The sequence below is a fragment of the Solwaraspora sp. WMMD937 genome, from assembly GCF_029581175.1.
Lineage (GTDB): Bacteria > Actinomycetota > Actinomycetes > Mycobacteriales > Micromonosporaceae > Micromonospora_E.
Window position 1 is genome coordinate 3388711 of record NZ_CP120738.1, and the last position, 21922, is coordinate 3410632.

General features: G+C 71.9%; 23 protein-coding genes. 18 read left to right on the forward strand and 5 right to left on the reverse strand.

The genetic code is table 11. The features are described from left to right. Positions 1 to 127 precede the first annotated feature (127 nt). The 18 genes from O7621_RS14775 (at position 128) to O7621_RS14860 (ending at position 16274) form a co-directional block, all read left to right on the forward strand. Positions 128 to 1381: an ammonium transporter gene (locus O7621_RS14775; protein ID WP_282229811.1), complete on the forward strand. Its 1254-nt coding sequence runs from the start codon at positions 128 to 130 to the stop codon at positions 1379 to 1381. A gap of 24 nt (positions 1382 to 1405) precedes the next feature. Next, positions 1406 to 1744, forward strand: a complete 339-nt coding sequence (locus O7621_RS14780) for a P-II family nitrogen regulator (protein ID WP_199757473.1) — start codon at positions 1406 to 1408, stop codon at positions 1742 to 1744. A 34-nt stretch (positions 1745 to 1778) separates the two neighbouring features. Beyond that, positions 1779 to 4034: a [protein-PII] uridylyltransferase gene (locus tag O7621_RS14785; protein ID WP_282229812.1), complete on the forward strand. Its 2256-nt coding sequence runs from the start codon at positions 1779 to 1781 to the stop codon at positions 4032 to 4034. A 178-nt stretch (positions 4035 to 4212) separates the two neighbouring features. Beyond that, complete coding sequence (gene ffh / locus O7621_RS14790; protein WP_282229813.1) at positions 4213 to 5772, forward strand: signal recognition particle protein; 1560 nt, start codon at positions 4213 to 4215, stop codon at positions 5770 to 5772. 20 nt (positions 5773 to 5792) lie between these two features. Beyond that, on the forward strand, positions 5793 to 6872 hold the full coding sequence (locus tag O7621_RS14795) for an amidohydrolase family protein (RefSeq protein ID WP_282229814.1): 1080 nt from the start codon (positions 5793 to 5795) through the stop codon (positions 6870 to 6872). 105 nt (positions 6873 to 6977) lie between these two features. Further along, a complete protein-coding gene (proS, locus tag O7621_RS14800; RefSeq protein WP_282229815.1) occupies positions 6978 to 8384 on the forward strand; it encodes a proline--tRNA ligase in 1407 nt (468 codons plus the stop codon). Between the two features lie 112 nt (positions 8385 to 8496). Beyond that, positions 8497 to 9147, forward strand: a complete 651-nt coding sequence (locus tag O7621_RS14805; protein ID WP_282229816.1) for a DUF402 domain-containing protein — start codon at positions 8497 to 8499, stop codon at positions 9145 to 9147. 230 nt (positions 9148 to 9377) lie between these two features. After that, a complete protein-coding gene (gene rpsP, locus O7621_RS14810) occupies positions 9378 to 9875 on the forward strand; it encodes a 30S ribosomal protein S16 (protein WP_282229817.1) in 498 nt (165 codons plus the stop codon). Further along, positions 9850 to 10110, forward strand: coding sequence for an RNA-binding protein (locus tag O7621_RS14815; protein WP_199757474.1), 261 nt, complete (start codon positions 9850 to 9852; stop codon positions 10108 to 10110). The genes rpsP and O7621_RS14815 overlap by 26 nt, the downstream gene beginning before the upstream one ends. 2 nt (positions 10111 to 10112) lie before the next feature. Beyond that, a complete protein-coding gene (gene rimM / locus O7621_RS14820) occupies positions 10113 to 10679 on the forward strand; it encodes a ribosome maturation factor RimM (RefSeq protein ID WP_282234600.1) in 567 nt (188 codons plus the stop codon). A 29-nt stretch (positions 10680 to 10708) separates the two neighbouring features. Beyond that, the gene (trmD, locus tag O7621_RS14825) at positions 10709 to 11482 is read left to right on the forward strand and encodes a tRNA (guanosine(37)-N1)-methyltransferase TrmD (RefSeq protein WP_282234601.1); all 774 of its coding nucleotides are present in this window, start codon (positions 10709 to 10711) and stop codon (positions 11480 to 11482) included. 170 nt (positions 11483 to 11652) lie between these two features. Continuing rightward, the gene (gene rplS, locus O7621_RS14830; protein WP_278167775.1) at positions 11653 to 12009 is read left to right on the forward strand and encodes a 50S ribosomal protein L19; all 357 of its coding nucleotides are present in this window, start codon (positions 11653 to 11655) and stop codon (positions 12007 to 12009) included. Between the two features lie 320 nt (positions 12010 to 12329). Continuing rightward, the gene (gene lepB, locus O7621_RS14835) at positions 12330 to 13178 is read left to right on the forward strand and encodes a signal peptidase I (RefSeq protein ID WP_282234602.1); all 849 of its coding nucleotides are present in this window, start codon (positions 12330 to 12332) and stop codon (positions 13176 to 13178) included. Beyond that, complete coding sequence (gene lepB / locus O7621_RS14840; RefSeq protein ID WP_282229818.1) at positions 13175 to 13813, forward strand: signal peptidase I; 639 nt, start codon at positions 13175 to 13177, stop codon at positions 13811 to 13813. Before lepB (O7621_RS14835) ends, lepB (O7621_RS14840) begins: the two co-directional genes overlap by 4 nt. A 91-nt stretch (positions 13814 to 13904) precedes the next feature. After that, positions 13905 to 14405: an NUDIX domain-containing protein gene (locus O7621_RS14845; protein WP_282229819.1), complete on the forward strand. Its 501-nt coding sequence runs from the start codon at positions 13905 to 13907 to the stop codon at positions 14403 to 14405. Then, positions 14399 to 15271, forward strand: a complete 873-nt coding sequence (locus O7621_RS14850) for a ribonuclease HII (RefSeq protein WP_282229820.1) — start codon at positions 14399 to 14401, stop codon at positions 15269 to 15271. Before O7621_RS14845 ends, O7621_RS14850 begins: the two co-directional genes overlap by 7 nt. Continuing rightward, complete coding sequence (locus O7621_RS14855; RefSeq protein ID WP_123604412.1) at positions 15268 to 15591, forward strand: DUF2469 domain-containing protein; 324 nt, start codon at positions 15268 to 15270, stop codon at positions 15589 to 15591. The genes O7621_RS14850 and O7621_RS14855 overlap by 4 nt, the downstream gene beginning before the upstream one ends. 125 nt (positions 15592 to 15716) lie before the next feature. Beyond that, entirely contained in the window at positions 15717 to 16274 is a 558-nt protein-coding gene (locus O7621_RS14860; protein ID WP_282229821.1) for a M23 family metallopeptidase, read from the forward strand. Here the strand turns inward: O7621_RS14860 and O7621_RS14865 are convergent. The 5 genes from O7621_RS14865 to O7621_RS14885 form a co-directional block, all read right to left on the reverse strand. Then, entirely contained in the window at positions 16257 to 17459 is a 1203-nt protein-coding gene (locus O7621_RS14865; RefSeq protein ID WP_282229822.1) for an aminotransferase class V-fold PLP-dependent enzyme, read from the reverse strand. The two genes, O7621_RS14860 and O7621_RS14865, sit on opposite strands and share 18 nt — an antisense overlap. A gap of 87 nt (positions 17460 to 17546) precedes the next feature. Further along, positions 17547 to 18548: a tyrosine recombinase XerC gene (locus O7621_RS14870; RefSeq protein ID WP_282229823.1), complete on the reverse strand. Its 1002-nt coding sequence runs from the start codon at positions 18546 to 18548 to the stop codon at positions 17547 to 17549. After that, positions 18545 to 19801, reverse strand: a complete 1257-nt coding sequence (gene dprA / locus O7621_RS14875) for a DNA-processing protein DprA (RefSeq protein WP_282229824.1) — start codon at positions 19799 to 19801, stop codon at positions 18545 to 18547. Before dprA ends, O7621_RS14870 begins: the two co-directional genes overlap by 4 nt. Continuing rightward, positions 19801 to 21318, reverse strand: coding sequence for a YifB family Mg chelatase-like AAA ATPase (locus O7621_RS14880; RefSeq protein WP_282229825.1), 1518 nt, complete (start codon positions 21316 to 21318; stop codon positions 19801 to 19803). The genes dprA and O7621_RS14880 overlap by 1 nt, the downstream gene beginning before the upstream one ends. Positions 21319 to 21553: 235 nt before the next feature. Then, positions 21554 to 21916 carry a YraN family protein gene (locus O7621_RS14885; protein WP_282229826.1) on the reverse strand — a complete coding sequence of 121 codons (363 nt, stop codon included), beginning with the start codon at positions 21914 to 21916 and terminating at the stop codon, positions 21554 to 21556. Positions 21917 to 21922 lie beyond the last annotated feature (6 nt).

The following is a 21922-nucleotide window of genomic DNA, read 5'->3' on the forward strand; positions in this document are numbered from 1 at the left end:
CAACCGGCGAGCGGGCGATGCTGCCTCTTGGAGCCGGTTATGTTTCCAACTGAGAGGAGGCAGCGTGCCGGAACTAGATTCTGGTGCCACCGCCTGGATTTTGACTTCAGCCGCCCTGGTGTTGCTCATGACGCCCGGATTGGCGCTGTTCTATGGTGGCATGACGCGGTCCAAGTCCGTGCTCAACATGATGATGATGAGCTTCGGCGCGATCGGCCTGGTCAGCCTGCTGTGGGTCTTCTACGGCTACAGCATCGCCTTCGGCACCGACGTCGGCGGCGTCACCGGTGACCTCTCCATGGCCGGCCTGCGCGGCATGCTCGAGTCGGGCTCCGAGGGCGGCATCCCGGACCTGCTGTTCGTCGTCTTCCAGATGATGTTCGCGATCATCACCGTCGCACTGATCAGCGGTGCGATCGCGGACCGGGCGAAGTTCGGCGCCTGGCTGCTCTTCGCCGGCCTGTGGGCCACCCTGGTCTACTTCCCGGTCGCGCACTGGGTGTGGGGCGGTGGCTGGATCTTCGAGCTCGGCGTCCTCGACTTCGCCGGTGGTACCGCGGTGCACATCAACGCCGGTGCTGCGGCACTCGCGCTGGCCCTGGTGCTCGGCAAGCGGGTCGGCTGGCCGAAGGACAAGTTCAAGCCGCACAACCTGCCGATGGTCCTGCTCGGCGCCGGCCTGCTGTGGTTCGGCTGGTTCGGCTTCAACGCCGGCTCGGCGGTCGCCGCCGACGGTGCCGCCGCGGTCGCCTTCATCAACACCCAGGTGGCCACCGCGGCCGCCGTACTGGGCTGGATCGTCGTCGAGTGGTTCCGCGACGGCAAGCCGACCACCCTCGGCGCCGCCTCCGGTGCGATCGCCGGTCTGGTCGCCATCACCCCGGCCTGTGCCTTCCTGGAGCCGCTCGGGGCGATCGCGCTCGGCATCATCGCCGGTGTGGTCTGCGCCCTGGCGGTCGGCCTCAAGTACAAGCTCGGGTACGACGACTCGCTCGACGTGGTCGCCGTGCACATGATCGGCGGCATCATCGGTTCGCTGCTGATCGGCTTCCTGGCCGTCGAGGTGCTGGCCGGAGAGGGCAACGCCGGACTCATCTACGGCGGTGGCATCGACCTGCTCGGTCTGCAGGCGCTCGGTGTGGTCGCGGTGCTGGTCTACTCGTTCGTCGTCGCCTACATCATCGGCTTCGCGATCGAGAAGACCATCGGCTTCCGGGCCAGCGCCGACGCCGAGGTCGAGGGCATCGACACCGCCGAGCACGCGGAGAGTGCCTACGAGTTCGGTAGCACCTCGGGTGGCGGGTTCGCCGCCGCCGGCATCGGGAAGGCGCCCGCCGGTTCGGGCGAGTCCGCACCGGTCAGCGAGAAGGTCGCCGGTTAACGTTCCCTGATGGAGGGGTTAGACATGAAGCTGGTGACCGCGGTCATCAAGCCGTACCAGCTCGACGCGGTCAAGGAGGCCCTGCACGCCCTCGGCGTCGCCGGCCTGACCGTGAGCGAGGTCCAGGGGTACGGACGCCAGAAGGGCCACACCGAGGTGTACCGGGGTGCCGAGTACACCGTCGAGTTCCTGCCGAAGATCCGGATCGAGGTGCTGACCGACGAGATCGACGTCGAGAAGGTCGTCGACGCGGTCGTGACGGCGGCCCGTACCGGAAAGATCGGCGACGGCAAGGTCTGGGTGACGGCCGTCGAGGACGTCATCCGGGTCCGCACCGGTGAGCGCGGTCTCGACGCGCTCTGAGCCGGCGAGCCCACCGAACCGGTAGGGAGAACCCATGACCGACGGAGTCGGGGTCCGGCAGCGCCACGCGGCCGGCCCCGGCCCGTCGCTGTCCGACGGCATCGGTGCCGCCGCCCGCGTGGACCGGGCGGCGGCACTCGATGTCTGGCTTACCTCGCTGATGCCGGCCGGGCTGACCGGTATCGCCCTGGTGGCGGTCGGCGGACTCGGCCGGCTGCAGTGCTCCCCGTACAGCGATCTCGACCTGGTGCTGCTCCATCGTGGCGTCGCCGGCATGGACGAGATCGCCGCCCGCATCTGGTACCCGATCTGGGACGCCCGCCTCGGGCTGGACCACTCGGTGCGTACCCTGCCGGAGGCGCTTTCCGTCGCCCACGACGACGTCAAGGTCGCGCTCGGCCTGCTCGACGCCCGGCACGTCGCCGGCGACCGGGAGCTCACCGCCGAGCTGCAGTCCGCCGCGACCGACCAGTGGCGGCGCACCGCCGTCCGCCAGCTGCCGGCGCTGCGCGAGGTCACCGAGGCCCGCTGGCGTACCCACGGCGAGCTGGCCTTCCTGCTGGAAGGCGATCTGAAGGAGGCCGCCGGCGGGCTGCGCGACGTCGGCATCCTGCGCGGCATCGCCCTGGCCGGCATCGCCGACAGCATGCGTCCGGCCGCCCGCGCGGCCCACCTGCGGCTGCTGGACACCCGCGACGCGCTGCACGTCGCCGTCGGCCGGCGGGTGGACCGGCTGGTGGCCCAGGAGCGCGCCACCGTCGCCGGGCTGCTCGACCTGGACGACCCGGACACCCTGCTGCGCCGGGTCGCCTCCGATGCCCGCACCATCACCCACGCCCTCGACGACGCCTGGCGCAGCGCCGACCGGCTGCGCTCAGGCCGGCGGCGCGGCGGCGGCCCGCCGGTGCGTCGTCCGGTGGCCCGCGACGTCGTCGAGCACGACGGTGAGCTGGTCCTCGCCCGGACCGCGATCGGGGCCCGCCCGGACCCCAGCCTGTCGCTGCGGGTCGCCGCAGCCGCCGCCGCCAGCCGGCTACCGATCGCCCGGGCGACCTGCGAGTGGCTCGCCGCGTACTGCCCGCCGCTGCCCGCGCCATGGCCGGACGCGGCCCGGGCCGCGCTGATCACCCTGCTCGGCGCCGGTCCCGGTCTGGTGCCCACCTGGGAGACCTGCGACCGGTACGGGCTGGTCGACGGCTGGCTGCCGGAGTGGCCCCGGATGCGCAGCCTGCCGCAGCACAACCCGGTGCACCGGTTCACCCTGGACCGGCACCTGGTTCAGGCGGCACAGGAGGCGACCGCGTTCACCCGCGAGGTGGACCGGCCCGACCTGCTGCTGCTCGGCGCCTTCCTGCACGACGTGGGCAAAGGGCTGCCCGGCGACCACAGTACGGTCGGCGCCCCGGTGGCGGCGCGGATCGCCGCCCGGGTCGGGCTGCCGCCGGACGACGTCAACATGATCGACAAGCTGGTCCGGCTGCATCTGCTGCTGCCGGAGGTGGCCACCCGGCGTGACCTCAGCGATCCGGTGACGATCTCCCAGGTCGCTGCTGCGGTGGGCGATACCACCACGCTCGGCCTGCTGCACGGGCTGGCCCGCGCGGACGCCCTGGCGACCGGCCCGGCGGCCTGGTCGGACTGGAAGGGACGGCTGATCGCCGAACTGGTCCGCCGGGTGCACACCGCGCTGGACACCGGGGTGCTTCCCGAGCCGCCGCGACCCGATCCGGCACTGGTGGCGGGTCCGCTACCGGCCGTACACATCGGCGGTGACGACCGGGTCGCGGTGGCCGCCGCGGACCGGCACGGCCTGCTCGCCGCGGTCGCCGGCTGCCTGGCCCTGCACCGGCTGGACGTGCTGACCGCCGACGCCTCCACGGTCGACGGGCGGGCGCTGGTCGAGTTCCGGGTCCAGCCCCGGTACGGCACCCCGCCGGACACCATCGCGCTCACCGCCGACCTGCGGCGGGCGGTCACCGGTGACGTCTCGGTCACCCAGCGGCTACGGGGCCGGGCACTCGCCGCCCGCCGGGCCGGGGCCGACCCCCGGGTGGTGTGGCACCGGGAGGCCGCCACCGACGCGGTGGTGCTGGAGTTGCGGGCGGCCGACTCGGCCGGCCTGCTCTACCGGGTGACCAGCGCGCTCGACGAGGCCGGCGCCCAGGTGCGGGCGGCGCGGATCTCCACCCTGGGTGGCGACGTGGTCGACGCTTTCTACCTGGTGGGGGCCGGCCCGGACGACGCCGAGCGGGCCCGACTCGAAGCCGCCGTGCTGGCCGCCGCCGGATGACCGGGCGGCGCAGCGGCGGAGCCGGATGCCGGAGTGGCGGAAGCGGTCGGCTGGTGCGGGCGGTGGAGTGGCGGAAGCGGCCGGTACGGACGGCGGCTAGGCTTGCCAGGTCGGGCGGAGTCCCGTCCCGACACCGCCGTGAGTTGCCCTGCCGGATCGACATACAGGATGTTGCGTCGTGTTTGACACTTTGAGTGATCGACTGTCCGGGATCTTCGGCAAGCTCCGGGGCAAGGGTCGGCTCACCGACGCCGACATCGACGCGACCGCCCGGGAGATCCGGCTGGCGCTGCTGGAGGCGGACGTTGCGCTGCCGGTGGTGAAGGCGTTCATCGGCCGGGTCAAGGAGCGCGCCCGCGGCTCCGAGGTCTCCCAGGCGCTCAACCCGGCCCAGCAGGTCATCAAGATCGTGCACGAGGAGTTGGTCGGGGTCCTCGGCGGCGAGCAGCGCCGGCTCCGGTTCGCCAAGCAGCCGCCAACGGTGATCATGCTGGCCGGGCTGCAGGGTTCCGGCAAGACCACCCTCGCCGGCAAACTGTCCAACTGGCTCAAGGCGCAGGGGCACCAGCCGCTGCTGGTCGCCGCCGACCTGCAACGCCCGAACGCGGTCGGCCAGTTGCAGGTCCTCGGCGGGCGGGCCGGGGTCGAGGTGTTCGCCCCGGAGCCAGGCAACGGGGTCGGCGACCCGGTGGCCGTCGCCAAGGCGTCGATCGAGCACGCCCGCCGGTCGGCGCGCGACGTCGTCATCGTCGACACCGCCGGCCGGCTCGGCATCGACGCCGAAATGATGGCCCAGGCGGCCGCGATCCGCGACGCGGTCGACCCGGACGAGGTCATCTTCGTCATCGACGCGATGGTCGGGCAGGACGCGGTCCGCACCGCCGAGGCGTTCCGCGACGGCGTCGGCATCACCGGCGTGGTGCTGTCCAAGCTCGACGGCGACGCGCGCGGTGGTGCGGCGCTGTCCGTTCGGCAGGTCACCGGCGAACCGATCCTGTTCGCCTCCACCGGGGAGAAGCTGTCCGACTTCGACGTCTTCCACCCGGACCGGATGGCCAGCCGGATCCTCGGCATGGGCGACGTGCTCACTCTGATCGAGCAGGCCGAGCAGGCCTTCGACGCCGATCAGAAAGAAAAGATGACCGCCAAGCTGATGGGCGGCGAGCAGTTCACCCTGGAGGACTTCCTCGACCAGCTCATCGCGGTGCGCCGGATGGGGCCGATCGCCAACGTGCTGGCCATGATGCCCGGCATGGGGCAGATGAAGGACCAGCTGGCCGAGGTCGACGACAAGCACTTCGACAAGGTCACCGCGATCATCCGCTCGATGACGCCCGGGGAGCGGACCAACCCGAAGATCATCAACGGGTCGCGCCGGGCCCGGATCGCCAACGGCTCCGGGGTCACCGTGATGGACGTCAACCAGCTGCTCAACCGCTTCGCCGAGGCGCAGAAGATGATGAAGCAGATGGGCGGGATGATGGGTCTGCCCGGTGGCGGGCGGCGCAAGGCGACCAAATCGCCGAAGAACAAGCGCAAGGGGAGCAAGGGCGGCAACCGTGGCGGCGGTGCCCGGCAGCGGGGCGGCGGCGGGGTGCCGGCCGGCTTCCCGGGCGGGATGCCGCAGCTGCCGCCCGGCCTCGACCCGAACGCGCTGGGTGGCGGCGACGGTCTGCCGCCCGGCTTCAAGCTTCCCAAGATCGACTTCAACAAGCTGAACAAGCGGGAGAAAGGCTGAGCGCCGCCCACCCCGCGCCCGTGCCGCTGCACGTCCGCGGGGTCGTGCTGCCCGAGGACCGGACCCGGGACCTGTGGCTGGTCGGCGACCGGGTGACGCTGCGCCCGGTGCCCGGCGCGACCACCGTGGTCGACGGCGGCTTCATCCTGCCCGGCCTGGTTGACGCGCACTGCCACATCGGCATCGCCCGGGGCGGGACGCCGATCGGCTCGCTCGACGACGCCCGCCGGCTGGCCGGCGTCGACCGGGACGCCGGCGTACTGGCGCTGCGCGACGCCGGGTCCCCGTTCCCGTATCCGCAACTCGACGACGAACCGGATCTGCCCCGGCTGGCCCGCGCCGGCCGGCACGTCGCGCCGCCCCGGCGCTATCTGCGCGACATCGGCGTGGAGGTGCCGGCGGAGCGGTTGTCTGACACGGTGGCCGAGCAGGCCAGGGCGGGCAACGGCTGGGTCAAGCTGGTCGGCGATTGGATCGAGCGGTCCGCAGGGGACCTCGCCCCGGCCTGGTCGGCGGAGGCGATGACCGACGCCATCGCCACCGCGCACCGGGTCAACGCCCGGGTCGCCGCGCACACCTTCGACGAGGAGGCGGTACGGATCCTGGTCCGGGCCGGGGTCGACTCGGTCGAGCACGGCACCGGGCTGAGCCCTGACCTGATCGACGAGATGGCCCGCCAGCGGACCGCGCTGATCCCGACGATGATCAACATCGCGACGTTCGGCGGGATCGCCGACCGGGCCCGGGAGAAGTTCCCCCGGTACGCCGCCCACATGATCAGCCTGCGGGACGGGTTCCCCCAGGTGGTACGCGCCGCGCACGAAGCCGGCGTACCGATCTTCGTCGGCACCGACGCCGGTGGTGGCATCGCCCACGGCCGAGCCGCCGACGAGATGCTCACCCTGCACACCGAGGCGGGCATGCCGGCCGAGGCGGTGCTGGCCGCCGCCTCCTGGGGTGCCCGGGACTGGCTCGGCTTCCCTGGTCTGGTCGAGGGCGGGCTCGCCGACCTGGTCGTGTATCCGGCGGACCCGCGTACCGACCTGCGGGTGGTCCGCGCACCTGAGCGGATCATCCTGCGTGGGCGGGTGCTGCGCTGAGCTGGCCGCCGGTCTTGCGCTGACCGTGACCGCCGGTGCTGCGCCGACCCGTCGACGGCGGGTGCGTCGCGCAGCCGCCACCGCCGGCGCATAGGATGTCCGGTCATGGCCCGCGTGCTCACACCTCGTGCGGAGGACTTCCCCCGCTGGTACCAGGATCTGATCGCCAAGGCGCAGCTCGCCGACAACGGACCGGTGCGTGGCACCATGGTGATCCGGCCGGCCGGGTACGCCATCTGGGAGCGAATGCAGTCCGAGATGGACAACCGGATCAAGGCAGCTGGTGCGGAGAACGCGTACTTCCCGCTGTTCATCCCGGAGAGCTACCTGCGCCGCGAGGCCGAGCACGTCGAGGGCTTCTCACCGGAGCTCGCGGTGGTCACCCACGGCGGCGGCAAGCAACTCGCCGAGCCGGTGGTGGTCCGGCCGACCAGCGAGACGGTGATCGGCGAGTTCATGGCCAAGTGGGTCGACTCCTACCGGGACCTGCCGCTGCTGCTCAACCAGTGGGCCAACGTGGTGCGCTGGGAGCTGCGCCCCCGGGTGTTCCTGCGGACCAGCGAGTTCCTCTGGCAGGAGGGGCACACCGCGCACGCCGACGAAGCCGACGCACGGGCGTACGCCCGACGAATCCTGCACGAGGTCTACGAAGACTTCATGGTCAACGTGCTCGGCATCCCGGTGCTGGTCGGGCGTAAGACCGCCCGGGAGCGCTTCGCCGGAGCCACCAGCACGTACACCCTCGAAGGGATGATGGCCGACGGCAAGGCGCTGCAACTGGGCACTTCGCACGAGCTCGGGCAGAACTTCGCCCGCGCGTTCGACATCACCTACACCTCCGCAGAGCGGGCCGTCGAACACGCCTGGACCACCTCCTGGGGGGTCTCCACCCGGATGCTGGGCGGGCTGATCATGGTGCACGGCGACGACAACGGGCTGCGGGTGCCGCCGCGGCTGGCCCCGGTCCAGGCGCACGTCATGGTGGTCAAGGCCGGCGACGGGGTCGCCGAGGCGGCGGCCAAGCTGCGCGACGCGTTGCGTGACGCCGGCGTACGGGTCGGCCTGGACGACCGGGTGGACACGGCGTTCGGCCGCCGGGCCGTCGACGCCGAGCTCAAGGGATATCCGGTACGCGTCGAGGTCGGCCCGCGCGACCTGGCCGCCGGCAATGCGGTGCTGGTCCGGCGTACCGACGGGTCGAAGACCCCGGTACCGGTCGCCGACGTGGTCGGCGCGGTCCGCAACGCCCTCGACGCCGACCAGCAGCGGCTCTACGACCAGGCGCTGGCGCTGCGTCAGACGCGTACCGTCGAGGTCTGCACCCTCGCCGACGCCGTCGCCGCTGCGGCGACCGGATGGGCCCGGGTGCCGTGGTCGGTGGTCGGTCCGGCAGGTGAGGCCGAGGTCAACGCGCAGGGCGTCACCGTACGCTGCCTGCTGCGTCCGGACGGCTCGGTGCCCGACTCCGACGACGAGCCCGACCTGGTCGCGGTGCTGGCCCGCTCGTACTGACGCCCTGCCCTGCCGTCGGTGAGCGGCGCCGCCCGTTCGCGGGCGGTGTCGCCGTCGGGCCGTTCGTGGGCGGTGTCGCTGTCGTTGGGCATGGTGAACGAGGGAGATGAGCATGCGGTTTCAGCCCGGTCAGTTGATCATGCATCGGAATGTGCGGCGCGGGCGTCTCGGCTGGGTCCGTCCGGCCCGGGTCGTCGTCGACGACGAGCGGGGCCTGCTGGTCTGGGTCGACCGGGGTTCGCCGGTAGTCAACGAGGTGGCCGACGACGGCCGTGGCATGCGGGCGATGCCGTTCACCGAGTGGATCACCCGGTCGTACCGGATCAAGCACGGCCGCTGGCTCGGCCCCCCGGTGCTGAAGTTCCTGCCCGCCGGGGCCGCCCACTCGGTGTGGTGGTTCCGCGACGACGCCGGGAACTTCCTCAACTGGTACGTCAACCTCGAAGAGCCCGGCGTGCGCTGGGCCGACGGCGACCTCGCCGGGGTGGACGTGGTCGACCAGGACCTGGACGTGGTGGTCCGCCCGGACCGCAGTTGGGTCTGGAAGGACGAGGAGGAGTTCGCCGAGCGGCTCGCTTTCCCGGAGCACTACTGGGTGCGTGACGAGGCGGCGGTACGGGCCGAGGGGCGGCGGGTGATCAAGATCGCCGAGTCGGGTGACTTTCCGTTCGACGGCACCTGGTGCGACTTCCGGCCGGACCCGGCCTGGGCGCCGCCGGCCGAGCTGCCGCCCGGCTGGGACCGCCCGCCGGCAGCCGGCTGACCGCCGGGCACCGGACTGGCCGGCGACCCACCGGGGCCACCGGGTGTGGCGGTACGCCGCGGGTCTGGCACAATAGCGTGTTGGTATCCGGTACGTGTTCGGCGCCCTCTACCCGGGCACGTCGCCAGTCCACCCGAGCTGCCTCTGGCCCAACCCCACTGTGCCGGTCGGCGTTCACCCGCGCACCGCCCTCGGGGGCCGGTGAAGATCGCAACAGGAGCGAACAAACCGTGGCCGTAAAGATCCGGCTTCTGCGGATGGGCAAGATCCGCAACCCGCAGTACCGCATCGTCGTCGCCGACTCGCGTACCAAGCGCGACGGGCGGGCGATCGAGTTCGTCGGGATCTACCACCCGAAGGAAGATCCGTCGGTCATCGAGGTGACCTCGGACCGTGTCCAGTACTGGCTCTCGGTCGGCGCCCAGCCGAGCGAGGCCGTCCAGCGCCTGTTGGAGAAGACCGGCGACTGGCAGAAGTTCAAGGGCCTGCCCGCCCCGCCGCCGCTGCTGGTCGCGCCCGAGCGGGCCGACCGAAAGGCGGCGTACGAGGCGGAGGCCAAGGCCGCTGCGGGCGTCGCGGACACGCCGACCAAGCCGGCGAAGAAGGCCGAGAAGAAGTCCGAAGCGAAATCTGAGACGAAGGCCGAAGCGAAGTCCGAGCCGGCGGCTGCCGAAGCGCCGGCCAAGACCGAGGAGCCCACCGGTGCCGGCTCCGGCGAGCAGGCCTGACATGGTCCTCCGGCCCGCGCTGGAGCACCTGGTCAAGGGGATCGTCACCCACCCCGACGACGTACGGGTCCGGCTGGTCGACTCGCGCCGGGGCAAGCGCCTGGAGGTACGGGTGCACCCGGAGGACCTCGGCACCGTGATCGGTCGCGGCGGGCGCACCGCCAAGGCGCTGCGTCAGGTGATCGGTTCGATCGGCGGGCGTGGTGTGCGGGTCGACATCGTCGACTCGTACTGATGCTGTTGATCGTCGGTCGGATCGGCCGACCACACGGAATCCGTGGCGAGGTCACGGTCGAGGTCCGGACCGACGAACCGGAGATCCGGTTCGCCGCCGGATCGGTGTTGATCACCGATCCGGCGGCGGTGCCGGCCGCCCGCGAACCGCAGCAGCCGCCACCGCCCGGCGCGACCCTGGTCCGCGTCCCTGACCGGTTGACCATCGAGGCGGTCCGCTGGCATCAGGGCCGACCGTTGGTGCAGTTCGCCGGGGTTGTCGACCGCGACCTCGCCGAGGCGTTGCGAGGCGTGCTGCTCTGCGTGGACAGCAGCGACATCGCCACCCCGGAGGATCCGGACGAGTACCACGATCACCAGCTGGTCGGCCTGTCGGCGGTCACGCCGTCCGGTGACGCTCTCGGCGAGGTGGCCCGGATCGACCATGCGCCCGCATCCGATCTGCTGGTGCTCCGCCGGCCCGGCGGCGGGTCCGCCCTGGTGCCGTTCGTCCGGGCGATCGTGCCGGAAGTGGATCTCGCCGGTGGACGGGTGGTCGTCGACGCCCCACCCGGCCTGCTCGACCTGTGAGCGCCCCGATGCCGTCCGGCGCGGCGGCGCTGCAGGTGGACGTCGTCACCATCTTTCCGGACTATCTGGCGCCGCTGGACCTGTCGCTGATCGGCCGGGCGCGCCGGGCCGGCCTGCTCAGTGTCGAGGTGCACGACCTGCGCCGCTGGACGCACGACGTGCATCGGACGGTGGACGACACTCCGTACGGCGGTGGCGCCGGAATGGTGATGCGCCCGGAACCGTGGGGCGCGGCGTTGGACGAGTTGACCGCTGCCGGACGGCCGCCCGCGCGGCTGGTGGTGCCGACCCCGGTGGGGGAGCGGTTCGACCAGGCGATGGCGCAGCGGTTGGCCGCCGAGCCCCGACTGATCTTCGCCTGTGGCCGCTACGAGGGGATCGACCAGCGGGTGATCGACGAGGCGGCGGCAGCGCTGCCGGTGACCGAGGTGTCCCTCGGCGATTTCGTCATCTTCGGCGGCGAGGTCGCCGTGCTGGCCATCCTGGAGGCGGTGACCCGGTTGATTCCCGGAGTGCTCGGCAACGCCGGGTCGCTCGTCGAGGAGTCTCACTCGGACGGGTTGCTGGAGGGGCCGGTCTACACCAAGCCGCCGCAGTGGCGGGGACGCGAGGTGCCGGAGATACTACGATCGGGCGATCACGGCCGGATCGCCCGGTGGCGGCGAGATCAGGCGCTGCTCCGTACGGCGTCGCGTCGGCCGGATCTGATCGCCGGACTGCCCGCCGGGAAACTCGACAAAAAAGACATTGCGCTGCTGGTGGCGGCCGGATTTCAACTGCCGGCCGGTGATGTGGCAGAGTAGTGGGGTTGCCGCAGACGGGCATGCGTGTCCGGCTGCGAGGATCCCGCCAGCGGGAAGGCGTCGAACGTTGAGGCATCGAATGCTGCGGCGTCGAGTGTTCCGGCTCGGGATCAGTATCATCCATCCGCGCACCGCGAGACGGTGCGCCTTGAGTAGCCAAGGATGCAGCGATGAACACGCTGGACGCGCTCGACGCCCAGTCGCAGCGGACCGACCTTCCGGACTTCCGCGCCGGTGACACGCTCAAGGTGCACGCCCGGGTCGTCGAAGGTAACCGTTCCCGGGTGCAGGTCTTCCAGGGCGTGGTAATCCGCAGGCAGGGTGCCGGCCTGCGGGAGACCTTCACCGTCCGCAAGGTCAGCTTCGGTGTCGGAGTCGAGCGGACCTACCCGGTCAACAGCCCGGCCATCGACCGGATCGAGATGGTGACCCGTGGTGACGTCCGTCGCGCCAAGCTGTACTACCTGCGGGAACTCCGTGGCAAGGCCGCCAAGATCAAGGAAAAGCGGGAGAAGCAGGTCAGCTGAGCCCGCTGAGCCCGGTTCCCGATCCCAGGACTGCCGCTGGGAGCTTTCGCCAACTACCCTTGCGGTAGTGACCGATGGGGAGCGCTACGTCCGCGGCGATCGTCGCGGCGGCGGGAGTCAATTGTGCTACCGCTCGTGGCGCCTGACGAGAGGCGCCGTGGGCGGTAGCGCCGTGTCTCGGGACCGGGGAGATGCGTAGCGTGTATCCACAAGGAGACCAGGATCAGTGGCAGCGGCGCGCCGCGTCGGGCGCGCGCTCGCAGCGCACCCGGCGGGATGGCCGGTCGGTGGCACGCCCACGTCGGTCGGGCCGGTCCGGCATGCAGATGGTGCAACGCCGGCGTCGGCAGATGCCACTGTGGCAGGAGTTGCCGCTGCTGCTGGTGGTGGCCTTCTGTCTGGCGGTGTTGATCCGCTCCTTCCTGCTGCAGGCTTTCTTCATCCCGTCCGGCTCCATGGAGGACACGCTGCTGGTCGGTGACCGGGTGTTGGTCAACAAGGTTGTTTACGACGTCCGGGATCCGGTGCGCGGCGAGGTCATCGTCTTCCGGGGCACCAACGACTGGGCACCGGAGCACACCGACGACCCGGACCTCGGCTTCGTCGCCAAGCTCGGCCGCACCGTCGGCGACCTGGTCGGGGTTGGTCGACCGGGTGAGAAAGACTTCATCAAGCGGGTCATCGGCGTGCCGGGTGACCGGATTCGTTGCTGCGACGACCAGGGCCGGTTGACCGTCAACGACCAGCCGTTGGACGAGGCCGGCTACGTCCTGGAGGACTCGCCGCTGGACGTCCCACCGAGCCCAGGTGAGTGCCGATCCCGGCAGTTCGCTGAGGTCGTGGTCGAGCCTGGACACCTCTTCGTGATGGGCGACCATCGACTGGTCTCACAGGACTCCCGCTGCCAGGGCCCAGTGCCGATCGACAACGTCATCGGCCGGGCCTTTGTGGTCGTCTGGCCCCAGGACCGCTGGGACGGACTGTCCGTGCCGGACACCTTCGATAGCCTGCCGCCGACGGCTCCGACTCCGGCGGCGGTCGACCAGCCGGCGGACGTTCCGGACACCTCCGGTGACCTGGTGATCGTGCTGCCAGTGATGATTCCGCTACTTTTTGCTTCGCGCTCCGTGCCGCTGTTGCCAGCCAGACGTCGTAGGCTCCGGTTGTGATCGACGAGCAGACCGAGAAAAAGCCCAATTCCTTCTGGCGCGAACTACCGATCCTGTTGGGTGTGGCGGTCCTCGTCGCGGTCCTGGTCCGGGCGTTCGTCCTGCAGACCTTCTACATCCCGTCGCCGTCGATGGAGCACACCCTCGACATCAACGACCGGGTGCTGGTCAACAAGGTCGTCTACCACTTCCGATCGCCCGAGCGCGGCGAGATCGTCGTGTTCCGGGCGCCACCGGAGTGGAGCAGCAACCCGGACGGCGAGGACTTCATCAAGCGGGTCATCGGGGTTGGTGGAGACCGGGTCGAGTGCTGTGACGCCGAGGAGCGGTTGATCATCAACGGCCAGCCGCTGGACGAGCCGTACATCTACTCCGAGGGCGGGATCAGCGATCCCACCGCGGTCGGTCCGTTCGACATCACCGTGCCGGAAGGACGGCTCTGGGTGATGGGCGACCATCGGTCGGCCTCGGGCGACTCGCTGGAGCACTGGGACCGCAGCGGCGACATCGACTACGCGACCATCTCCGAGGACGCCGTGGTCGGCCGAGCGTTCACTGTCTTCTGGCCACTGGACCGGGCCACCTGGCTCACCGTGCCGGAGCCGTTCGAAACCGTTCCGAGTTCGGGACCGTGACCGGTCGGTTCGCGCCAACCCGGACGGTGTGCTCGGCTGCGGCTGCGGCCCACCTGTCGTGCCGGCCGGCTTGTTCTCCTACTCTGGTCGGGTGACCGACGCGGAGCTGACGGTGGACCGCGCGCCGGAGCCGGCGCGCAACCGGCGCGCGGCCCGGGTCCTGCTCGTCGACTCTGCGGGTCGTGTGTTGCTGCTACACGGGTACGACCCGGCCCGTCCCGGGCACCGGTACTGGTTCACTCCCGGCGGTGGACTGGAGTCCGGCGAGACCCCGGTCGACGGCGCGGTCCGCGAGTTGGCTGAGGAGACCGGCCTGCGCGTGACACCTACCGAGTTGGGCGCGCCGGTCTGGCGGGAAACCGTCGAGTTCCCGTTCGACGGCCGGTGGTACCGCCAGGAACAGCACTTCTTCCTGCTGCGGGTGCCCAACTGGCAGGTCGACACGAGCGGGTTCGACGACATCGAACGCCGTACGATCGACGCCCACCGGTGGTGGCCGGTCGGTGAGCTCGCGACCACCCCGGAACGGGTCTATCCGCCGGAGCTGCCGACCCTGCTGCGCCGGCTGACGGGAGAGGCCGAACCGTGCTGACTCCACCGCGTACCGTGGTGCGCCGCGACGCCGGGCTCTACGCGTTGGAGCAGGCCCTGCGGCGGCGCGGCTTCGCCCACGTGGCCGGCGCTGACGAGGCCGGCCGGGGTGCGTGTGCCGGGCCGCTGGTGGCGGCTGCGGTGGTGCTCGCGCCGGGTCGGCGGGGCGAGATTCACGGACTGGCCGATTCGAAGCTGCTCACCTCGGCGGCGCGGGAGCGGGTCTACGCCTCGGTCCGTGACCGGGCCCTCGCCCACCGGGTCGTGGTGGTTCCAGCCGACGAGATCGACCGTCGGGGTCTGCACGTGTGCAATCTCGCCGCGATGCGCCGGGCACTGGCCGGGCTCAGCCCCGCACCTGAGTACGTGCTGACCGACGGGTTCGGCGTTGACGGACTCGGTGCGCCCGGGCTCGCGGTGTGGAAGGGCGACCGGGTGGCGGCTTGCGTGGCGGCTGCCAGCGTGCTCGCAAAGGTAACTCGGGACCGGCTGATGGTCGAGCTCGACGGGCGGTTCCCGGGTTACGGCTTCGCCGAGCACAAGGGCTACGCCACCGCCGAGCATCAGGCCGCACTGAGTCGGCAGGGGCCGTGTGTCGAGCACCGGTTCTCGTACGTCAACGTGGCGGCCGCCTCGGGCCGGTCCGCGAGTCCGCCCCGCTCCCGCCGACCGGCCGCCGAAGCTGGCCGGACTGACGTCGCGAAAGCCGACCCGACGGTCGGGGCCGGCTCGGCCGACATCGGCATCCGTGAGCCGATGGGGCGTCCGGACCCCATCCGGGGTACCGTCGGCGTGGCGTTGGACGAGCAGCTTCGCCAACCGGCGCTACTGGGGGAAGATGTGGTCATGGAAGGCGGATGGCGATGAGCGCCGAGGATCTCGAGAAGTACGAGACAGAGATGGAGCTGCAGCTCTACCGGGAGTACCGCGACATCGTCCGCCAGTTTTCGTACGTCGTCGAGACCGAGCGTCGCTTCTACCTGGCGAACCAGGTCGACCTGCACGTGCGCAATTCTGACGGCGAGGTGTACTTCGAGGTCGAGATGCACGATGCCTGGGTGTGGGACATGTACCGTCCTGCCCGTTTCGTGAAGAACGTCAGAGTAATGACGTTCAAGGATGTAAATGTGGAAGAGTTGGACAAGCCGGAAATCTCACTACCGGCAGACTCCGGGTTCAGCGGCTGACTTCAAATGGCCCCTCCATAGCAGATCGACTGCGGCGAAATTCCGTTTTCCACAGCTGAGCCAGCATCCACAGCCTGTCGTCCGCCCGTCGAGGCCGTACCCCGGTCGGGTGCCAGCCTGTCGGAATGAGATTCCTGCTCCTGCCGATGCTGGTCGCGGCGATCCTGTTCAGCACTGCGCCCGCAGTCCCGGCCACGATGTCGGTCGCCGCCCCCGGACCACAACCGACCGGGTTCGCGCGCCCAGCCGCAGACCCGCGTTTTCACCCGCCACTGGCCGGCACCGTCACGCTGAGCCGCCGATTCGACCCGCCCCCGGTGCCCTGGGGGCGCGGACACCGGGGCGTCGATCTCACCGCTGACGTCGGTGCCACCGTGTACACCGCTGGAGCCGGCACGGTCAGCTACTCCGGTCGGATCGTCGACCGGGGCGTGGTCAGCATCAGCCACCCGGGTGGGTTCAGGACCACCTACGAACCCGTGGACGGCTGGCTCGCCGTCGGCACCGCGGTCAGCGCCGGCCGTCCGATCGGCACCGTCACCGAAGGCCACCCGGGTTGTCCTGCCGACGCGTGCCTGCACTGGGGCCTGCGGCTGACGGACGGCAGTTACCTCGACCCGTTGCTGTTGCTCGGCAACGGACGTGTCCGCCTGCTGGCGCTCGGGTCAGCCGGCCCGGCGTAGCAGCGCTGGCAGCAGCTCCGCGAGCCGTTCGTAGTCTGCTGCCCGGTTGTACACCTGAGCGCAGATTCGCAACCACGCCCGATCGGACCACCAGGCGACCGACACCTCAGCGGCCAGGTCGTCGGCGATCCGACGACGCAGCGCGGCCGCTGCGACAGCGCTGTCGGCCACGCCGGCTGGTAGCGGGACCAGCCGCATGGCCAGGTGGGCCGACTCTGGCCGGCGCGGATCGGGTACCGGCAGCCGCTGCGGTGGGATCCCCAGCGCGTCGGCAATGGTCCGCTGGCCGTAACCGACCAGTGCGGCGTTGTGCGCTCGGACCCGGTCCAGGCCAAGGCTGCGCAACGCGTACAGGCCAGCCGGCGCGGCCAGCCACGCGGTGTAGTCGCGGGTGCCCTGCCACTCCACCCGCGCCGGGAACCCGGATTCCTGCTCCCAGGAAACCCCCAGCGGCTCAAGCCGTTCCCGCCATCGGGGCGCGACCGCCAGCAGCGCCGTGCCGCGCGGCGCGAACGCCCACTTGTGCAGGTTGCCCACCCAGAAGTCGGCGCCGATCCGGTCAATCTCGACCGCCAGCATCCCCGGTACGTGGGCGGCGTCGACCAGGACCGGTACGCCGGCGTCACGGGCTACCGGGACCAGCTCGGCGACTGGGAACACCTGCGCGGTCGGCGAGGTGACCTGGTCGACCACCAGCAGCCGGGTCCGGCCCGGCCGGAGCGCGGCGCGCAGCCGCTCGACGACCTCCTCGGCCGGCGCCCCCAGCGGCACCGCTACGACTCGTACCGTCGCCCCAGTGCGCCGGCACTCCCGCTCGACCGAGAGCGCGACCGCGCCGTACCCGTGATCGGTCAACAGCACCTCGTCACCGCTGCCCAGCCGCAGCGTCTGCAGCACGGTCGCGGCAGCGACGGTGACGTTGTCGACCAGTGCGGCGCACTCCGGGTCGGCACCGAGGAAAGCGGCCAGATGGCGGCGGGTGTGGCCGATCCGGTCCAGCAGACCCTGGGTGAAGAACCGCTGCGGGTCGGCCTCCATCTCGTCGCGTAGCCGCTGCTGCACCCGCTGCACCGAGACCGGGACCGCGCCGAACGCGCCGTGGTTGAGGTGGGCGACCGCCGGGTCGAGGGAGAACAGCATCCGTGCCCCGGGTAGCGGTTCGGGTGGGACCAGGCCGCCGCTCATCGGCATATCGTAGGCGAGCCGTCTCGGCCTGGTCCGTCGAGCGGCCCGCCCGGGTGCGCGGCCCGTCCGCCGGGCCGGCCGGCAGCCTCAGGCCCGCGGATGCGCCTGCCGGTACGCCGCCCGCAGCCGCTCCACCGACACGTGGGTGTAGAGCTGGGTGCTGGCCAGCGAGGCGTGCCCGAGCAACTCCTGGACCGACCGCAGGTCGGCGCCACCCTCCAACAGGTGGGTGGCCGCCGAGTGCCGCAGCCCGTGCGGGGTGACACGGGGCACGCCCGCGTCGCGGGCAGCCGCGGCGACGATCCGGCGCACCACCGTGGCCTGGAGCCGGCCACCCTTCGCGCCGAGCAGTAGCGCCTCGCCGGAGCGGGGCGACGCGAGCGCCGGTCGCCCCCGGGCCAGCCAGTCGTGGATCGCCGCCCCGGCCGGCACCCCGTACGGCACGGTCCGCTCCCGGCCGCCCTTGCCCAGCACCCGGAGTACCCGTCGGCCCGGGTCGAGGTCGGCGAGGTCGAGCCCGCAGAGTTCGCTCACCCGGACCCCGGTCGCGTACAGCAGCTCCAGGACCAGCCGGTCGCGCAGCCGCAGCGGGCCGTCCGGACCGGTGCCGGTCGGTTCCCGGGTCTGTTCCCCGGCCAGCTGAGCCTCCGAGTCGGTGCCGTCGCCGTCCGGCATCAGCTGCGCGGCCTGCTCGACCCGCAGCACCGCCGGCAGCGTCCGGTGCGGTCGAGGGCTGGCCAGTGCCGCACCGGGATCGGCGCTGGTCAACCCAGTTCGGTACGCCCAGCCGCTGAAGGCGCGGGCGGCCGCCGCCCGCCGGGCCAGCGTGGCCCGGGCGGCGCCGAACGTCCGTTGCCGGGCCAGCCAGCTGCGCAACACCGTGATGTCGAGTCCGGCGGGTGAGTGGACCCCCATCCGGGCGGCGTGGTCGAGTAGCGACACGACGTCACCGACGTACGCCCGTACGGTGTGGGCAGAGCGGTTGTCGACCAGGGCGAGGTGCCGCGCGAAGGCGTCCACGGCCTCGCGCAGGCCGGACGGCAACTCGGCGTGCCGCGCGGCGGTGCCCCAGCTGCCGTTGTCGCTCACCCTCCGACCGTCGGCCCAGCGGCCTGATCGGTCAAGTCGCCACGCCGACCGACCCCGGAGGCGGACCGGGGCGGCAACCGGTAGCGTCCATCCGCGCCGGTGAGCAGGCCTCGGGCCTGCAGGGCGGAGACCGTCCGCATCGCGGTGCGGATGTCGACGCCGGCCCGGCCGGCCAGCTCGTCCAGGGCGACCGAGCCGCGGCCGGGAACCGCTTCCAGGACCCGCGCAGTCTGGGGGTCGAGCGAGTCACGGGGGCGCTCGGGCCCGCGTGGTGGCGGTGCGAGGTCGATACCGATCCGGCCGATCTCCTCCTGCACGTGGGCGACCCCGGCGACGAGCCGGGCCTGCGGGTGGTCGCGCAGAATCTCGTGACAGCCGACCGACACGGCAGAGGTGATCGGCCCCGGCACCACCATGGTCGCCCGGCCCAGGGCCAACGCACGCCGGACCGTCTGGGCGGCCCCGCTCCGGGCACCGGCCTCGACCAGCACGGTCCCGGCCGTCGCGGCGGCGATCAACCGGTTGCGGGTGAGGAACCGGTGCCGCAGCGGCTCGGCGCCGGGCAGCCACTCACTGACCAGCAGCCCGGACTCGGCGATCTGGTCGAACATCGCGGTGTTGCCGGCGGGGTACGGCCGGTCGATCCCGCAGGCCAGCACCGCCACCGTGCAGCCGCCAGCGGCGAGCGCACCGCGATGGGCGCAGGCGTCGATGCCGTACGCACCTCCGGAGACGATTGTCCAACCCTGCTCGGCAAGGCCGTGGCCGAACTCCATGCTGACGTGACGTCCGTACTCGCTGGGTGCCCGGGAACCGACCACGGCGACCGACCTGGCCAGCGCCTCGGCGAGCGGCAACGGCCCACGGATCCACATGGCCAGCGGTGGCGCGCCGCCCCGGGAACCTCCGGAATCGGCACCGCCCGACCCGCTGTCAGGGCGACGGGCCAGCCGGGTCAGGTCCTCGACCTGGCGCGGCCAGTCCGGATCCTCCGGCGTCACCAGCCGGGCGCCGACCCGCGCCGCTCGGTCGAGAGCGGCGGCGGCCACCTGCAGCGGATCGGCGGTTGCCAGCCGGGCGGAGCTCGCCGTCCGGGTCGGGTCGTCGGGACTCCGCCCGCCGCGTAGCCGGGCCAGCGCCTCGACCGGGCCGACCGCCGCCACGAGCCGGTGAACGGCTTCGTTTCCCGGCTCGGCGAGCCAGGTCAACGCGATCCGGGCGAGCCGGCTGCCGGCCGCTGCGGTGCCCGGCATCACAGCTCGCCCGTCCGCAGCTGGATGGCTTCGTCGATGTCGGCCGAGTCCGGCCGGGCCCGTCCGTCCAGGTCCGCGATTGACCAGGCGAGTCGCAGAATGCGGTCGAAGCCCCGGGCGGAGATCGCCCCGACGTCCAGCCGCCGGCGCAGTGCGGCGGTCTCACCGGCGGGCAGCCGCCACGGCGGGCGTCGCAACGCGGGCCCGGGGACCACCGAGTTGGACCGCCACCCCTGGTTGGCCCAGCGCTGCCGGGCGGCCTCGCGTGCGGCGGCCACCCGGGCGGCCACCGTCGCGGTCGGTTCCGCCGGCGTCTGGTTCGTCATCAGGTCGACGGCCCGCAGCGCGGTGAGGCTCACCTGCAGGTCGATGCGATCCATCAGGGGACCGGACAGCCGGTTGCGGTAGCGGCGCCGTACCACGGGCGGGCACTCGCAGAACTGATCGCCCGCCGGCCGGGCGCACGGGCACGGATTGGCCGCGAGCACGAGCTGGCACCGGGCGGGGTACTCGGTGACCCCCAGGGCACGGGTGATCAGCACTCGCCCCTTCTCCAGTGGCTGCCGTAACGAATCCAGCACCCGGCTGTGGAACTCGGGTGCCTCGTCGAGGAACAGGACACCGTGATGAGCCAGTGAGACCGCGCCGGGGCGGGCCAGCCCGGAACCACCGCCGACCAGCGATGCGACGGTCGCCGAGTGGTGCGGGGCCTGGAACGGCGGTCGGCGTAGCAGGGCGCTGCCCGGTGGCAGCACTCCGGCGATCGAGTGCAGCGCGGAGACCTCCAGCGCCGCCGTGTCGTCCAACGCCGGCAGCAGACCGGGGAGCCGTTCCGCCAGCATGGTCTTGCCGGCACCGGGCGGTCCGATCAGCGCCAGGTGGTGGCCGCCGGCCGCGGCGATCTCCAGGGCCCGCTTGCCGAACGCCTGCCCGGCGACGTCGGCGAGGTCCGGGCCGGCCTGGACGGCACCCGGCTTCGGTGGCGGGGGATCGAGCAGCTCGCCGGCGCCCCGGATGAACGCGATCAGCCGGTGCAGCGTGTCGACGGCCTTGACCCGCACCCCCGGCACCACCGCCGCCTCGGCCGCGTTCGCAGCCGGCACCACCACCTGGGTCACCCCGGCCCGGGCCGCGGCCACCACCATGGGCAGCAGGCCGCGCACCGGCCGTACGGTGCCGTCCAGGCCCAACTCGCCGAGCAGCGCCACACCGTCGACCGGGGCGAGTGGCAGCTCTCCGGTGCCACCGAGCAACGCGGTGGCCACTGCGAGATCGAACCCCGAACCGACCTTGGGCAGCGTCGCCGGTAGCAGGTTGACGGTGATCCGCCGGTTCGGCCAGTGCTGCCCGGAGTTGACGATCGCGGCGCGTACCCGGTCCCGTGCCTCGTGCAGGGTGGTGTCCGGCAACCCCGAGATGATCACTGCGGGGAGCCCGGCGGCGAGGTCGGCCTCCACCTCCACGAGATGCCCGGTGACGCCGACCAGGCCGACGCAGAGCACCTTCGCGTAGCTCATCGTCCGGTCTCCATCGGTCGGCCATCCTCCGTGGATGGTGGTCGGTCGTCGGTGCGCGGCGGGCGGTGGATGTCGTTTCTCATGGCACGACGGTGGCTGTCCGCGACCCGGGCCGCCGGCCCGGACAGAGGCGCGCCTGTGGACGAAGGTCCCGCTGTGGACAACGCGGCGACCGGTTGACGCCGGCTGCTAGGAGGCGGCCGCCGGGCGACGCCGACGGGGCGGGCGACGCTGGTCAGAAGGCCGCCGTCAGGTGCCGGACCTGGGCTGCGCCGGACCGACCGACGGTCACGCAGATCAGATCGAATCGCACCGGCCGCCGGCCATGTCCCGGGTTGGCGGCCAGCCAGCCAGCGGCCAGCCGGCGGATCCGCCGGGCCTTGGCTGCGGTGACCGCTTCCTCCGGCGCGCCGTAGCGGCCACCGCGTCGGGTCTTCACTTCGCAGAACACGATGGTGTCGGCGTGCCGGGCGATGATGTCGATCTCGCCGGCCGTACAGCGCCAGTTGCGTTCGACGACGATGAGCCCGGCGTCAACGAGGTGCCGTACGGCGCAGCGTTCGCCGTAGGCGCCGACGGCCTGCCTGATGTTGGTCATGGTCGC

Coding starts and splice junctions, on each gene's coding strand:
- O7621_RS14860 (WP_282229821.1), top strand. CDS start 15,717: ATGAGATTCCTGCTCCTGCCGATGCTGGTCGCGGCGATCCTGTTCAGC.
- O7621_RS14775 (WP_282229811.1), top strand. CDS start 128: ATGACGCCCGGATTGGCGCTGTTCTATGGTGGCATGACGCGGTCCAAG.
- lepB (WP_282234602.1), top strand. CDS start 12,330: ATGCAGATGGTGCAACGCCGGCGTCGGCAGATGCCACTGTGGCAGGAG.
- O7621_RS14780 (WP_199757473.1), top strand. CDS start 1,406: ATGAAGCTGGTGACCGCGGTCATCAAGCCGTACCAGCTCGACGCGGTC.
- O7621_RS14805 (WP_282229816.1), top strand. CDS start 8,497: ATGCGGTTTCAGCCCGGTCAGTTGATCATGCATCGGAATGTGCGGCGC.
- O7621_RS14865 (WP_282229822.1), bottom strand. CDS start 17,459: ATGAGCGGCGGCCTGGTCCCACCCGAACCGCTACCCGGGGCACGGATG.
- O7621_RS14785 (WP_282229812.1), top strand. CDS start 1,779: ATGACCGACGGAGTCGGGGTCCGGCAGCGCCACGCGGCCGGCCCCGGC.
- proS (WP_282229815.1), top strand. CDS start 6,978: ATGGCCCGCGTGCTCACACCTCGTGCGGAGGACTTCCCCCGCTGGTAC.
- O7621_RS14885 (WP_282229826.1), bottom strand. CDS start 21,916: ATGACCAACATCAGGCAGGCCGTCGGCGCCTACGGCGAACGCTGCGCC.
- O7621_RS14855 (WP_123604412.1), top strand. CDS start 15,268: ATGAGCGCCGAGGATCTCGAGAAGTACGAGACAGAGATGGAGCTGCAG.
- O7621_RS14880 (WP_282229825.1), bottom strand. CDS start 21,318: ATGAGCTACGCGAAGGTGCTCTGCGTCGGCCTGGTCGGCGTCACCGGG.
- rplS (WP_278167775.1), top strand. CDS start 11,653: ATGAACACGCTGGACGCGCTCGACGCCCAGTCGCAGCGGACCGACCTT.
- dprA (WP_282229824.1), bottom strand. CDS start 19,801: ATGCCGGGCACCGCAGCGGCCGGCAGCCGGCTCGCCCGGATCGCGTTG.